The 12,886-nt window shown below is 70.4% G+C and carries 12 protein-coding genes and 1 pseudogene; 8 read left to right on the top strand and 5 right to left on the bottom strand.

The genetic code is table 11. The features are described from left to right. Positions 1-10: 10 nt before the first annotated feature. Together AB0D27_RS19305 and AB0D27_RS19300 are read left to right on the top strand one after the other, a co-directional pair. The gene (locus AB0D27_RS19305) at positions 11-1,441 is read left to right on the top strand and encodes an MFS transporter (protein ID WP_362509803.1); all 1,431 of its coding nucleotides are present in this window, start codon (positions 11-13) and stop codon (positions 1,439-1,441) included. A 51-nt stretch (positions 1,442-1,492) separates the two neighbouring features. Next, positions 1,493-1,882, top strand: a complete 390-nt coding sequence (locus tag AB0D27_RS19300) for a hypothetical protein (RefSeq protein ID WP_362509800.1) — start codon at positions 1,493-1,495, stop codon at positions 1,880-1,882. Positions 1,883-1,904: 22 nt separating this feature from the next. Here the strand turns inward: AB0D27_RS19300 and AB0D27_RS19295 are convergent, their stop codons facing one another. Beyond that, on the bottom strand, positions 1,905-2,537 hold the full coding sequence (locus AB0D27_RS19295; RefSeq protein ID WP_362509913.1) for a response regulator transcription factor: 633 nt from the start codon (positions 2,535-2,537) through the stop codon (positions 1,905-1,907). 296 nt (positions 2,538-2,833) lie between these two features. Here AB0D27_RS19295 and AB0D27_RS19290 point away from each other — a divergent pair, with 296 nt between their 5' ends. Next, positions 2,834-4,411 carry an alpha-L-arabinofuranosidase B gene (locus AB0D27_RS19290; protein ID WP_362509798.1) on the top strand — a complete coding sequence of 526 codons (1,578 nt, stop codon included), beginning with the start codon at positions 2,834-2,836 and terminating at the stop codon, positions 4,409-4,411. Here the strand turns inward: AB0D27_RS19290 and AB0D27_RS19285 are convergent. Next, positions 4,389-5,669, bottom strand: coding sequence for a sensor histidine kinase (locus tag AB0D27_RS19285; protein ID WP_362509795.1), 1,281 nt, complete (start codon positions 5,667-5,669; stop codon positions 4,389-4,391). The two genes, AB0D27_RS19290 and AB0D27_RS19285, sit on opposite strands and share 23 nt — an antisense overlap. A 93-nt stretch (positions 5,670-5,762) precedes the next feature. Further along, positions 5,763-6,020, bottom strand: a pseudogene (locus AB0D27_RS19280) (ATP-binding cassette domain-containing protein); the annotation flags it as partial. 316 nt (positions 6,021-6,336) lie between these two features. Between AB0D27_RS19280 and AB0D27_RS19275 the strand changes: the two are divergent. From AB0D27_RS19275 to AB0D27_RS19265, 3 genes are read left to right on the top strand one after another with little or no spacing between them, the layout of a single operon-like run. After that, entirely contained in the window at positions 6,337-7,194 is an 858-nt protein-coding gene (locus AB0D27_RS19275) for a MaoC/PaaZ C-terminal domain-containing protein (protein WP_362509792.1), read from the top strand. A 30-nt stretch (positions 7,195-7,224) separates the two neighbouring features. Next, the gene (locus tag AB0D27_RS19270) at positions 7,225-8,301 is read left to right on the top strand and encodes a Zn-dependent alcohol dehydrogenase (protein WP_362509789.1); all 1,077 of its coding nucleotides are present in this window, start codon (positions 7,225-7,227) and stop codon (positions 8,299-8,301) included. 24 nt (positions 8,302-8,325) lie between these two features. Further along, complete coding sequence (locus tag AB0D27_RS19265; RefSeq protein ID WP_362509786.1) at positions 8,326-9,264, top strand: 3-oxoacyl-ACP reductase; 939 nt, start codon at positions 8,326-8,328, stop codon at positions 9,262-9,264. 259 nt (positions 9,265-9,523) lie between these two features. Here the strand turns inward: AB0D27_RS19265 and AB0D27_RS19260 are convergent, their stop codons facing one another. Continuing rightward, positions 9,524-9,688, bottom strand: a complete 165-nt coding sequence (locus AB0D27_RS19260; RefSeq protein WP_362509783.1) for a hypothetical protein — start codon at positions 9,686-9,688, stop codon at positions 9,524-9,526. Positions 9,689-9,735: 47 nt separating this feature from the next. Further along, complete coding sequence (locus tag AB0D27_RS19255) at positions 9,736-11,013, bottom strand: hypothetical protein (protein WP_362509780.1); 1,278 nt, start codon at positions 11,011-11,013, stop codon at positions 9,736-9,738. A 267-nt stretch (positions 11,014-11,280) separates the two neighbouring features. Here AB0D27_RS19255 and AB0D27_RS19250 point away from each other — a divergent pair, with 267 nt between their 5' ends. Beyond that, entirely contained in the window at positions 11,281-12,141 is an 861-nt protein-coding gene (locus AB0D27_RS19250) for a Nif3-like dinuclear metal center hexameric protein (RefSeq protein WP_362509777.1), read from the top strand. Continuing rightward, positions 12,138-12,881 (top strand): C4-type zinc ribbon domain-containing protein, encoded by a 744-nt coding sequence (locus tag AB0D27_RS19245; protein ID WP_362509910.1) that lies wholly within the window; start codon positions 12,138-12,140, stop codon positions 12,879-12,881. Before AB0D27_RS19250 ends, AB0D27_RS19245 begins: the two co-directional genes overlap by 4 nt. The last annotated feature ends 5 nt before the right edge of the window (positions 12,882-12,886 follow it).

The following is a 12,886-nucleotide window of genomic DNA, read 5'->3' as shown; positions in this document are numbered from 1 at the left end:
GGTTGAGAGCATGACACCCATGCTCCGAGCCGCTGAAGACGACACCCATATATCCGGACGTATCGCTCCGCCCACGTGGGTGGTGGTCGCGCTCGCGTGCGCCGGGCAGTTCCTGGTCGTGCTGGACGTGTCCGTCGTCAATGTCGCGTTGCCGTCCATGCGGAGCGACCTGGGGCTGAGCGCCCCCGGACTGCAGTGGGTGGTCAACGCGTACTCGATCGCCTTCGCCGGTTTCATGCTGCTGGGCGGACGGGCCGGTGACCTGTACGGGCGCAAGCGGATGTTCCTGGTGGGGCTCGCCCTGTTCACGCTGGCCTCGCTCGGCGGCGGTCTCGCGCAGCAGGGCTGGCAACTGCTGCTGGCGCGGGCCGTACAGGGGCTCGGCGCCGCCGTGCTCGCGCCCTCGACGCTGACGATCCTGACCTCGGCCGTCCCGGAGGGCGCCGCACGCGCGCGTGCCATCGCGACCTGGACCGCGGTCGGCGCCGGGGGCGGCGCGGCGGGCGGGCTCGTCGGCGGACTGCTGGTCGACGGGCTGTCGTGGCGGTGGGTGCTGCTCATCAACGTGCCGATCGGCGCGGTGGTGCTCGCCGGGTCCGCCCGCTGGCTGGTCGAGAGCCGGGCCGGCGACGGGCGGCGCCTCGACCTGCCGGGCGCGCTGCTGGTGACGTCGGGGCTCGCGACACTGGCGTACGGGATCGTGCAGACGGAGGCGGAGGGCTGGGCTTCGGCGGCAACTCTGCTGCCGCTCGGCGCCGGACTCGCGCTCATCGGCCTCTTCCTCCTTCTCGAGGCGCGGACGAAGGCACCGCTGATGCCGCTGACACTGCTGCGGGTGCGATCGGTGTCGTCGGCGAACGCGGCCATGTTCCTCTCCGGCTCCGCGATGTTCTGCATGTGGTTCTTCATGACGCTGTACGCGCAGAACGTGCTCGGCTACTCGCCGCTGGGCGCCGGGCTCGCGCTGGTGCCGAGCTCCCTCGCGGTCGTCCTCGGCTCGAAGGTGGCGCCGCGCTTCATGCCGGTGGTCGGGGCGCGCAATGTGGCGGCGCTCGGCACGCTGGTGGCCGCGGCGGGCTTCGGCTGGCAGTCGACGATGACGGCGGACGGCTCGTATCTGATGGCGATCATGGTCCCGGGGATCCTGATGATGGCGGGCGCGGGACTGGCCGCGACCCCGCTCGCCGCGCTCGCGACCTCCGGCGCGGCACAGGCGGACGCGGGGCTGGTGTCCGGGCTGGTCAACACCTCCCGGGTGATGGGCGGTTCGCTCGGGCTCGCGATCATGTCCACGATCGCGGCGTCCTGTACGGGGAGCAGCTCGTCGGGGGATGCCCTGACCGCGGGGTACGCGCTGGCGTTCCGCACCAGCGGGGGGCTGCTGCTGGGCGGAGCGGTGTTGATGCTGGTGTGGCTGCCGCGAAAGATTTCCGCTCGTTGAGGCAACGAAATCCGGTCCTCATGGACTCCTTTGAACATCTAGGAGGTGCCCATGGGGGATCGCGGCAAGGGCTGGTTCTTCGTCACCCTGAGGGTGGGAGAAGGGCTCCCGAGGATGGTGATGGAAGGAGCGGTCGAGAAGGGCGACGGCATGTCGGGCAAGGATGTCGTGTCCGGCGCGATGGCGCTGGAACCGCCTGGCCCCAGCACATCGAAGGCACCCCAGCGCCTCGTGATCGGCAAGGTCGCCCCGACCGCCCGGCAGGTCACCTGCACCTGGGACGACGGCACAACGAGCGTCGTCGGCAAGGGGCTTGGGGGCGACGGCCTCCTGGAGTACCGCGAGCCCAAGATCCTCCCGGTTGCGGGCTCCGGGCCGCACTGGTTCGTGTGCCTCGCCCCGGAGGGCAAGGGCTTCAAGTCGGTGGCGGTGACGAAGTGAGGTGAGCGGCGCCGGGGTCCGGCTACAGCCACCCCTGCTGACGGGCCTCCCGCATCGCCTCCATGCGGTTGCGGGTGCCCGTCTTGCCGATGGCGGAGGAAAGGTAGTTACGCACGGTCGACTCGGAGAGGTGGAGCTTCGAGGCGATGTCGGAGACGGTCGCGCCGTCGACCGAGGCCTTCAGTACGTCGCACTCGCGGGCGGTGAGCGGATTGGGTCCGGCGCTCAGCGCGGCCGCGGCGAGCGCGGGATCGATGACGGTCTCGCCGGTCAGCACCCGCCGGATCGCCTTGGCCAGATCCTCCACGGGTCCGTCCTTGACCAGGAATCCGGCGGCCCCCGCCTCCATGGCCCGGCGCAGATACCCGGGACGCCCGAAGGTGGTGAGGATCAGCACCCGGCAGTCGGGCGCCTGTTCGCGCAGTTCGGCGGCGGCGTCCAGCCCGCTCATCCCGGGCAACTCGATGTCCAGCAGCGCCACATCCGGCCGGTGGATCAGCGCCGCGTCCACGATCACGTCGCCCGCCGCGACCTGGGCGACCACCTCGATGTCCGCCTCCATCCCCAGCAGCAGAGCGAGCGCGCCCCGCATCATTCCCTGATCCTCGGCGAGCAGGACGCGAATGGACTTGGCGGGCCGGTGATCCCGGGGCATCTCGTTCACGGGGCCAAGAGTAAGGCGTGGGGCCCGGCCCTGACGGGCCGGTAGCGCTCGCTCTCGCGGCTCATTAAAGAGTCGTCCTTCTTCGGCTCCGCGAGTCTTGACGGCCACTGGCTCCGGGAAAACAATCGGGTCGGCATTCAGCGACCACTCTTTGTCATTCCTGTGCCGATTCGAGTCCGCAAATGTTCGACATTTCGACCGGGAATCGGTTCGGCATATCGACCGAACGGCGTTCGGTATTTCGGCCAGGTACCCGCACTGCCTACCAGGAACGGAAGAGGTACACCGTGTTCTTGCAGTTATGGCGCTCGCGATCACCACGCCTCACACGCGCAGCCACGTCCCTGCTGTCGGCGTTCGCGACCCTCGCGCTCGCCGTCGGCCTGTCGATAGGCGTCGGCGCGCCGCAGGCCGCGGCCGCGGGATCGCTCCCCTGCGACATCTACGCCGCCGCGGGCACGCCCTGTGTCGCCGCGCACAGCCTCGTCAGAGCGCTCTACTCGTCATACAGCGGCTCGCTCTATCAGGTGCAGCGCGCCTCCGACAGCGCCACCGCGAACATCGGTGTGCCGGCAGCCGGCGGTTACGCCAACGCGGCCGCGCAGGACTCCTTCTGCTCCGGCACCACCTGCATCGTCACCAAGATCTACGATCAGTCGGCGCGCCACAACGACCTCACCGTCGAAGGTGCCGGCGGCGCGGGAGCGGCCGATGTCGGCGCGCCCGCGGATGCCCTGCCGGTAACCGTCGGCGGGCATCAGGTCTACGGCCTGGAGATCTCGGCGGGCATGGGCTACCGGAACAACTCCACGTCGGGCGTCGCGGTCAACGGGCAGCCCGAGGGGATGTACATGGTGACGTCCGGCACCCATGTGAACGGCAGTTGCTGCTTCGACTACGGCAACGCCGAGACCAACAACAAGGACACCGGCAACGGCCACATGGACGCGATCAACTTCGGCACCGAGTGCTGGTTCTCGCCGTGCTACGGCCAGGGCCCCTGGGTGCAGGCCGACCTGGAGAACGGGCTGTTCCAGTCGGACTCCGGCTACAGCAAGAACTCGTCCAACACCGGCACCGGGGCGATACCGTTCGTCACCGCGTTGCTGAAGAACAACGGTCAGGACCATTTCGCGCTGAAATACGGCAATGCGCAATCGGGCAGTCTCACGACCACCTATTCCGGAGGTGAACCCACCACGAGTGGCTACTCGCCCATGCACCAGGAGGGCGCGATCGTCCTGGGCACCGGCGGCGACAACAGCAACGGCTCCATCGGCTCCTTCTTCGAGGGCGTCATGACCTCGGGCATCCCGACGGACGCCGCCGACAACACCGTGCAGGCCAACATCGTCTCCGTCGGCTACGGCGGCTCCACCGGCACCACCGGCTCGCTGACGCCGGGTGCGGAGATCTCGTTGCGTGCGACGACCTCGTGCTGCACGACCGACTACATCCGCCACCAGACCAACGCGGCGGTCGTCTCGCAGATCACCTCCAGCAGTTCGACCCTCGACAAGAACGACGCCACCTGGATCGTGCGCCGGGGTCTCGCCGACAGCTCCTGCGTCTCCTTCGAGTCGCGCAACTACCCCGGCGACTTCCTGCGGCACTACAACTACCAGCTCTACCGGCAACCCATGGCCGGCACCGCGCAGTTCAGATCCGACGCGACCTTCTGTCCGCAGTCGGGCAAGAACGGCCAGGGGTACTCGTTCGCGTCCTACAACTACCCGGCGAAATACCTCCGGCACTACAACTACAACGTCTACGTCGCCAGTGACGGCGGATCGAACACCTGGGACAGCGCCACCTCGTGGACGGACGACGTGAGCTGGGTGGTCACCGCGCCCTGGGCGCCTTAGAGAGTGGTAGCTGCGCCGATTCCGGGGAGAGTTCGCCCTCCACCGGAAGTTCGGCGGTGACCGTGAAGCCGCCGCGCGGCGACGGGCCGGCCCGCAAGGACCCGCCCGCCGTCGCGAGGCGTTCGGTCAGGCCCTTGAGGCCGGTGCCGCCGATGCCGGGCTGGGGTTCGGCGGCGGGTATGCCGGTGCCGTTGTCGGTGAGGGTGAGGCGGACGCGGTCGGGGGTGCCGTCGAGCGTGATCTCGCAGCGGGTCGCGCCGCTGTGCCGTACGACGTTGGTGACGGCCTCGCGGACCACCCAGCCCAGCAGGGCTTCGGTCCGCGGGACGAGGGGCGGCCCCGAGCGCCGTACGACCGGCTCGACGCCCGCCGCGGACAACGCCGAACGGGCGCGGTCCACTTCCGTGGCGAGGCTGCCCTCGCGGTACCCGGTGACCGCCTCGCGGATCTCCGTGAGTGCCTGGCGGCCGACCGACTCGATGTCGGTGATCTGGGTCAGCGCCGCCGTCATGTCCCGGGGGGCCAGCCGACGGGCCGCCTCCGACTTCACCACGATCACCGACAGCGTGTGGCCGAGCAGGTCGTGCAGATCGCGGGAGAAGCGCAGGCGTTCCTCCTCGACAGCACGGTGGGCCAACTCCTCGCGGGCGGCGCGCAGTTGGCGTACGGCATCGGCGAGGGAGAGGATCGCGGCCGTCACCATCGTCGACAGGAACGTGCCGTACGCGACGTTCAACGCGTCCCAGCCCGCCCGGAACGAGGAGACCACCGCCGCGAGCACGGTCAGTCCGAGGCCGATCTGACCGAGCCACGGGCCCCGCACGACGGCCCCGGCGGCCAGCCCGAGCAGCGGGAAGAAGTACAGCCAGCTGCCGCCGTACGCGGCGGCCAGCCCGCAGGTGACCAGGCCCATCAGCACCAGCGCCACCCGCGTGGAGCGGGCCTCCCGCTTCTCCTTCACGAAGGCGCGGAACGTCACAAAGATATAGAGCGAGTTGAAGGCGAGCAGGCCCGTGCCGCCGATCCAGGGCTGCGGGGTCTCACCCTGGAAGAGGTTGGAGAAGGCGCCCATGCCCATCAGCAGCCACGGCAGCAGCGCGAAGCCGGTGGCCGGCGGCCCCGGGTTCTCGGGCATCTTCCCGCCACTTCTGCGAGCGGTCCGCTGCTCGGCCTTGAACCGCTCCATGTCGGCCTTCCAGCGCGCCCGTGCCGCCCGCCATTCGTTCACCTGGCAGGTGATCTCTCGCGTCCAGGACATGTCTTTGCTCCCCGTTCAGACGGTCCGCGCGGACCGACGGTAGGAGACCACGGCGTACGAACCGAACACCAGCAGCCAGGCGGTCAGCACCGCGACCGCGCCGACCCGCCCGGCGTGCACCGACTCCTCGGGGGGCCTGCCGAAGAGCGCGACCGAGCCCTCGTCGGGCTCGTCCAGGCCGAGCAGCAGCGAGATGGCCGTCGACTTCCCGGCGCCGTTGCGCCCGAGCAGTGCGACCGTCTCGCCGCGCCCGATGTCAAGATCCACCCCGGCTACGGCGCGCACGTCGCCGAAGGTCTTGACCGCCCCCGTGAAGGACACGGCGGGCCGTGTCCCAGTCGTCTGCGTCATGAGTACGACGCTATGAGCCGGAAGCCGGCCCCGGCAGATGCACTTGTAGGCAATCGGCCGGGACAAATGTCACGGCCGGCTGCCATGACCGACCGATCCGACATGGCGTGGCTGCCACGACCCGCGGCTGCCACGACCGACGGATCTGACATGGCGTCAGTAGTCTTCACAAGTACTGGACGCTGGGCTATACAGGGGGTCGCCGGACTGGAACGCGTTCTAGAACGGGCGGTTCCTCGGCCCAGTGTCGACCTCGGTGCGGCCGACGGTGCGGACGGCCGCACCGAGGTCTTCGGCCCTAGTGATCAGGAGCCCCATGCCCATTGACGCCGCCAAGGCCGTCGCCGCCGAGCCCCGGAGCGGGGAGATCGCCTGGAGCCACAAGGACGTCCAGCTCTACCATCTGGGCCTGGGCGCGGGTGTCCCCGCGACCGACCCCGACGAGCTGCGCTACACCCTCGAGTCCCGGCTGCACGTCCTGCCGAGCTTCGCCACCGTCGCGGGCGCCGGCTCACCGGGCGTCATCAGCGGCCTCTCCATGCCCGGCGTCGACGTCGACCTCGCCCGCGTCCTGCACGGCGGCCAGACCATCCGGCTGCACCGCGCGATCCCGGTCGAGGGCAAGGCGGTCGCCACCGGACGCATCGCCGCCGTGTACGACAAGGGCAAGGCCGCGATCCTCGTGATGCGCACCGAAGTCGCGGACGCCGACGGCCCGTTGTGGACCAACGACGCCCAGATCTTCGTACGGGGAGAAGGCGGGTGGGGAGGGGACAGGGGGCCGTCCGCGCGCCTCGAACCGCCGACGGGCGAGCCCGACAGGGTCGTCGAGCGCCCGGTACGTGAGGAGCAGGCCCTGCTCTACCGGCTCTCCGGCGACTGGAACCCGCTGCACGCCGACCCCGAGTTCGCCAAGCTCGCCGGGTTCGACCGGCCGATCCTGCACGGGCTGTGCACGTACGGCATGACGCTCAAGGCGGTCGTCGACACGGTGCTCGGCGGCGATGTGGCCCGCGTCCGCTCATACACCACACGCTTCGCCGGTGTCGTCTTCCCCGGCGAGACCCTGCGCATCCGGATGTGGCGGCGGACCGGCGGGGTCCAGGTCGCGGTGAGCGCGATGGAGCGCGACGACGCACCGGTGCTGGCCGACACCATCGTCGAACACTCGTGAGCCCAGCCCATTTCTGAGGGGAGCCGCACCATGCGCGCAGCCGTACAGCACGAGATAGGCCAGGACAAGCTCGAAGTCCTCGACGACATCGAGGCGGTGGGCTTCGGACCCGGCAAGGTGAGGATTCGAGTGCGGGCCACCGGGCTGTGCCACTCGGACCTGTCCGCGATGAGCGGCGTACTGCCGCAGCCCGCGCCGTTCGTGCCCGGCCACGAGGGCGCGGGCGAGATCACCGAAGTCGGCGAAGGTGTCAGCCACTTGAAGCCCGGCGACCGGGTCGTCGTCTGCTGGCTGCCCGCCTGCGGAGTCTGTCCCGCCTGCAAGCGCGGCCAGACCGAACTGTGCCTGGCCGGGTTCATGAACGCGGGCACCCCCAACTTCAGGCGCCCCGGGGGAGACGTCTTCGGCTTCGCGGGCACCGGCACCTTCGCCGAGGAGGTCGTCGTGGACGCGGGCTGCGCGGTCCCCATCCCCGACGACGTGCCCTACGACATCGCGGCCCTCATCGGCTGCGGCGTCACCACCGGCCTGGGCGCAGCCCTCAACACCGCCGATGTGGAGGCCGGTTCGTCGGTCGCCGTGATCGGCTGCGGCGGCGTCGGCATCTCCGCGATCCAGGGCGCACGACTCAAGGGCGCCGCCGAGATCGTCGCCGTCGACCCGGTCGCCTCGCGCCGCGAGGCCGCGCTCAAGTTCGGTGCCACCAAGGCGGTCTCACCCGACGAACTCGCCGACGCCAAGCAGTCGGTGACCGGTGGCGAGGGCTTCGACTACGTCTTCGAGGTCGTCGGAAAGTCCGCCACCGCGCGCACCGCCTACGACCACACCCGCCGGGGCGGCACCCTCGTCGTCGTCGGCGCGGGGGCCATGGACGACTTCCTCCAGCTCAACATGTTCGAGCTGTTCTTCGACGAGAAGCGGATCCTGCCCTCGATGTACGGCGGCGGAGACGTCCTGCGGTCCTACGAGCGGACCGTCGCCCTGTGGCGCGCGGGCCGTATCGACCTCGAGGGCCTGATCACCCACCGGGTGCCGCTGGCCGAGGTCAACGAGGCCCTCGACCAGATGCGCAGCGGCACCGCCCTGCGTACGTGCATCGAGATCTGACCCTCCCAACCGTTAAGGACCTTGATGTCACTGCCACTTGAAGGGCTGAGCGCGATCGTCACCGGCGCCGGACGCGGGCTCGGCCGGGCCGAGGCGCTGGAACTCGCCCGGCTGGGTGCGGCCGTCGTCGTCAACGACTACGGGCAGCCCGGGCGGGACGGGTCCGGCGAGGCGTCGGCCACACCCGCCGAAGAGGTCGCCGCTGAGATCCGCGCGGCGGGCGGACGGGCCGTCGCCCACACCGGCGATGTGTCCGACCACGAACAGGCCGGCGCCCTCGTCGCGTTGGCGGTCGCCGAGTTCGGGAAGCTGGACATCCTCGTCAACAATGCGGGCATCCTGCGCGACCGGATGGTCTTCTCGATGTCCGAGGACGAGTGGGACTCGGTCGTCCGGGTGCACCTCAAAGGCCACTTCAACACGGTCCACTTCGCGTCCGTGCACTGGCGGGCGCGCTCCAAGACGGCCGACGGACCCGTGTACGGGCGGATCGTGAACACCTCCTCCGAGGCCTTCCTCGCGGGCTCCGCCGGACAGCCCAACTATGCGGCGGCCAAAGGCGGGATCGTCGGGCTGACCACGTCCACGGCACTGGCGCTCGCGAAGTACGGCGTCACGGCGAACGTCATCTGCCCGCGCGCCCGGACCCGTATGACCGAGGACGTCTTCGCGGGCTTCGGGCAGCCGGACGAAGGACTGGACCCGCTCGCGCCCGAGCATGTCGCCCCGCTCGTCGGCTACCTGGCATCGCCCGCCGCCGCCCACGTCAACGGTCAGCTCCTCGTCGTGCACGGCGGCATGGTCGCCGTCGTCGAACGCCCGCGGGTGGCCGCCAAGTTCGACACCAAGCAGGACGTCTTCACCTACGACGAACTGGACACGCTGCTCACGTCGTACTACGCGGACCGGCCGACGGGCGAGACGTTCGCGGCGGCGGAGGTACTGGGGCTCAAACACGAGTGACTCAGTGACACGAGTGACTCAATGGCACGAGTGACTCAATGGCACGAGTGACTCAATGGCACGAGTGACTCAATGGCACGAGTGACTCAATGACACGAGTGCCTCAAAGACACGAGCGACTCAATGAGTCGGACGTCGCCCGCGCGTGAGGCCTGGGGGAGCCCTGTACCAAACGGCCCCGCTCGCCATGCGCGAGCGGGGCCGTGTGCCGGTTCAAGCGTGCCGTCAGGCGGATCTCTCCGTCAGGCAGGCTTGTCCGTCAGACAGACAAGTCCGTCTGGTCGGACGGCTTGCGGTGGCGGCCCTGAGGGATCGCCTCGTCGTCGTGGCCGGAGACCGGGCCGCGGTGCTTGCCGTGGCCTTCGTCGCGGGCCGTGTCCTCGTAGGTGGTGACCGGCCATTCCATGGTGTTGGTGTCGCTCATCTGAAGTGTTCACCCCGTATGCAAGATCCTTCTACAGCCGGGGGATTCTAACCGGCGGTCATGGACGGGGTTTCAGCGGGGGAGCGGGCGGTGTCGCCCTCGAACGCCGGGCGGGCGGGGAAGGTCACCCGGCCCTTCAACGGCGCCTGTTGCAGGGGGACCGGACGGGCCGCCGTCCGTGGCTCGGGGCCCGGACCGGCGTCGTCCCGGTCAGGGCCCCGTTCCCCTTCCACCGCCCGCCCGGGCGCGCCCAGCCGCGCCACTCCGCACGCCACTGTCCTTGTGGCGTACGGCAGTTGGAGCACTCCCTCCGTGGTCCACCGGCCCGTCCCGGCCAACCAGCCCGGTGGGGCTGGCAGATGGTGGACTTGGCCTTCGGCGGGGCGCCAGATGCCCAGCCAGGTTCCGGTCGGGCCGTCGATGCGCAGGGCGACGGCGCAGGTCTCGGGGGTCAGCACCTGGCCCGGCTGGATCGCGAACGGGGTGACCGCGCACTGTGTCGCGCGCAGACAGTCCGGGAAGCGGATCGGAAGAGTGCTGCCCAGGACGCCCCAGCCGAGCCGGTGGTGGCCCGGGGACGCGGCGTCGGAGCGGATGAGCAGGAGCCCGCTGTCCGCGTCCGCGAGGAGCAGACGGTCATCGCTGTGCTCGGCGATCTGCAGCAGTGGCGACATCTCGCCGCCCCGCTCCAGGTCCACCACCACCGTCTTGGTGCGGCCGTCCCGGAAACGGTCCAGGGCGAGCAGCCGCTCCGGGCCGCCCAGCCACACCCCGCCCGAGCAGTGGCCCGGCACCTCGGCCAGATGCTCGGGCCCGAACGCGCCGCCCGCCACCAGCCACACCGCCGTGGAGCCCCGGCCCACGGCGAGGGCGTACGCACGCTCCCCGCCCGGCGCGGGCGGCAGCAGCCGCAGCCGGGTGCCCTCGTCGGGGCACTCCACCGCGCCGAGAAGCAGCTCGCCCGTGCCGGGTCCGGTCGGGTAGAGCAGCGAGAACGTATGCCGCCGGTCCGCGACCCGGTGGATCAGCACCCTTCCGTCCGTGAGCGGCAGCACCTCGGTGCCGGGCTCCTCCGGCTGGTGGGCGGGCAGCGGTACGGCGTACGGCTCGGGGCCGTCCAGCGTCCAGCGCTCCGGATACCAGGACTCGCCGTCGAGGGCGAGGCGTGCCGCGTACGTGCCGTCAGTGGTGATCACACAGGCGGGACGGGCGGTCCACTCGTCCTCGACGTTGTCGATGCGCTGGACCTTCTCGATGTGCTCGAAGTTCTCGACGTGCACGCCATCCTCGTCCTCGTCCTCGTGCTCGTCGTCATTCTCCGTCACGCGCTCCGTCGCACAGACCGTCATCGTTCGGTCACCTCCGGCGACGAAGCTAGTTTTCGTACGCACAGACGGGGGACCGACGGGCTGCCGCTTCACACATAAGGGTGGCCATGTCGGGATTCGCCTGAGGAAACGGGGGCGGATGTGCTGAACGGTGGTGGGGAGGCAGGGTGGAGCCCGGGTGACCTGCGCCCGCCCGCGGTCCGTGCGCTGGTCGAGTGACCCGCGACCGGTCGGGCACGGACATAAGGCAGGTAGCCTTTCCTCGTGCCCCGTCTGTCTGAAGTCATCGCCGCGCTCGACGCCCTCTGGCCACCGGAGAGGGCCGAGGGATGGGACGCGGTCGGCACCGTCTGCGGCGACCCCGACCAGGAGGTCACGCGCGTCCTGTTCGCCGTCGACCCGGTCCAGGACGTCGTCGACGAGGCGGTGAAGCTGGGAGCCGGCCTGCTGGTCACCCACCACCCGCTCTATCTGCGCGGTACGACGACGGTGGCGGCCACCGGCTTCAAGGGCCGGGCCGTCCACACCCTCATCAAGAACGACGTCGCGCTGCACGTCGCCCACACCAACGCCGACCGCGCCGATCCGGGCGTCTCGGACGCTCTCGCCGGCGCGCTGGACCTGCGGGTCCTGCGACCCCTCGTACCGGACCCGACGGACCCGGAAGGCTGCCGGGGCCTCGGCCGCGTCTGCGAGCTGGACCACCCGCTGACCGTCCGCGAACTCGCCGCCCGCGCCGCCGAGCGGCTGCCCGCCACCGCGCAGGGCATCCGCGTCGCGGGCGACCCCGAGGCGCTCGTACGGACCCTCGCGGTCAGCGGCGGCTCCGGCGACAGCCTCCTCGACGACGTCCGCGCCGCCGGCGTGGACGCCTTCCTCACCGCGGACCTGCGCCATCACCCTGCGGCAGAGTTCATGGCGGACCGCGCCCACAGTCCTCTCGCGCTGCTCGACGCGGCGCACTGGGCCACCGAGTGGCCCTGGTGCGAGCTGGCCGCCGCCCAGCTCGACGAGATCTCCGACCGCCACGGATGGGGCCTCAGGGTCCACGTCTCCAAGACGGTCACCGACCCCTGGACCGCCCACGCGGCCTCACCGACCGACACATCAGGAGCCCCCAACTGAACGCCGCGCCCGCCGACCAGATCCGACTTCTCGACGTCCAGGCCCTCGACGCCCGTCTGCAGCAGCTCGCGCACAAGCGCAGGTCGCTGCCCGAGCACGCCGAGATCGAGTCGCTGACCAAGGACCTCACCCAGCTGCGCGATCTGCTCGTCGCCGCGCAGACCGAGGAGAGCGACTGCGCCCGCGAGCAGACCAAGGCCGAGCAGGACGTCGACCAGGTGCGCCAGCGCGCCGTCCGCGACCAGAAGCGCCTCGACTCCGGCGCCGTCTCCTCGCCCAAGGACCTGGAGAACCTCCAGCGCGAGATCACCTCCCTCGCCAAGCGCCAGGGCGACCTCGAGGACGTCGTCCTGGAGGTCATGGAGCGCCGCGAGTCCGCCCAGGAGCGGGTCGCCGAGCTGACCGAGCGCGTCTCCTCCGTGCAGTCGAAGATCGACGACGCGACCGGGCGCCGCGACGCCGCCTTCGAGCAGCTCGACGGCGAGGCCGCCACGGCGACCAAGGAGCGCTCGGTCATCGCCGGCACGATCCCCGCCGACCTGCTCAAGCTCTACGACAAGCTGCGCGAGCAGCAGGGCGGCGTCGGCGCCGCCCGGCTCTACCAGCGCCGCTGCGAGGGCTGCCGTCTCGAGCTCAACATCACCGAGGTCAACGACGTGAAGGCGGCGTCCCCGGACACCGTGCTGCGCTGCGAGAACTGCCGCCGCATCCTGGTGCGCACCTCCGAGTCCGGTCTGTAAGGAGC

Origin of the sequence: Streptomyces sp. NPDC048415 (assembly GCF_040651675.1) — a bacterium.
In the GTDB taxonomy this organism is placed as follows: Bacteria; Actinomycetota; Actinomycetes; order Streptomycetales; family Streptomycetaceae; genus Streptomyces.
This window is presented reverse-complemented; position numbering and strand designations above follow the sequence as displayed.

Excerpts from the sequence above, each read along its gene's own strand:
- AB0D27_RS19305 (WP_362509803.1), top strand. The coding sequence starts at position 11 with ATGACACCCATGCTCCGAGCCGCTGAAGACGACACCCATATATCCGGA.
- AB0D27_RS19300 (WP_362509800.1), top strand. The coding sequence starts at position 1,493 with ATGGGGGATCGCGGCAAGGGCTGGTTCTTCGTCACCCTGAGGGTGGGA.
- AB0D27_RS19295 (WP_362509913.1), bottom strand. The coding sequence starts at position 2,537 with ATGCCCCGGGATCACCGGCCCGCCAAGTCCATTCGCGTCCTGCTCGCC.
- AB0D27_RS19285 (WP_362509795.1), bottom strand. The coding sequence starts at position 5,669 with ATGTCCTGGACGCGAGAGATCACCTGCCAGGTGAACGAATGGCGGGCG.
- AB0D27_RS19275 (WP_362509792.1), top strand. The coding sequence starts at position 6,337 with ATGCCCATTGACGCCGCCAAGGCCGTCGCCGCCGAGCCCCGGAGCGGG.
- AB0D27_RS19270 (WP_362509789.1), top strand. The coding sequence starts at position 7,225 with ATGCGCGCAGCCGTACAGCACGAGATAGGCCAGGACAAGCTCGAAGTC.
- AB0D27_RS19265 (WP_362509786.1), top strand. The coding sequence starts at position 8,326 with ATGTCACTGCCACTTGAAGGGCTGAGCGCGATCGTCACCGGCGCCGGA.
- AB0D27_RS19260 (WP_362509783.1), bottom strand. The coding sequence starts at position 9,688 with ATGAGCGACACCAACACCATGGAATGGCCGGTCACCACCTACGAGGAC.